This window comes from Vibrio sp. 811, from assembly GCF_033339195.1.
Window position 1 is genome coordinate 1 of record NZ_JAWOUB010000591.1, and the last position, 609, is coordinate 609.

The following is a 609-nucleotide window of genomic DNA, read 5'->3' on the forward strand; positions in this document are numbered from 1 at the left end:
CGCTGCTTCAGTGATCGACACTAAACCACGCTCCAAATGTACTCTTGCGATCTCAAGACGACGATAACGGATATAACCATTCACCGTCATATTAAGTGACTGTTTAAAGCGGCGTTGTAGGTTAGACACACTCATCGAGAATACCTCTGCAATGTGTTCGAGGCTCAACTCTTGTTCAAGGTGCGTTTCGATATAGCTGACAATGTTTTCCACGCGTGAATCACTATGACGTTCGGAGATTTTATCTCGGTAACAGTTGGTGTTTTGAGGGCAAAAATCCTGTGGCATTTGTTGTGTTGCGTGAAACAGAATTTGATAAATCAAACTTTCGATTTCGAGCTTGTCTTGGAAACGATGTGGTGTATCCCGGTTGGTGAGTTCGGTGGCAAGTTCAGTTAACGCCTGATTAAGCTCTAGGTGGTAAAAGGCTTGGTGCGTTTCAAAGAAGGCAGTACTGCAACACGACTCTTCCGTACGGGACTCTAACCATTGCGGCTTTACAAGAATATTAATCTTGTTGATCTGATTGTTTTCAATAAGCGAACGACGAAAGTTAGCTGGATGAATGAGATTCACCACCACGCCTTGAGGTGTATCACAGGCATCGAG

1 pseudogene is annotated in these 609 nt (G+C 44.2%); it reads right to left on the reverse strand.

Annotated elements, in window-relative coordinates:
- Positions 1–609, reverse strand: a pseudogene (locus tag R7Q46_RS28260) (AraC family transcriptional regulator); the annotation flags it as partial.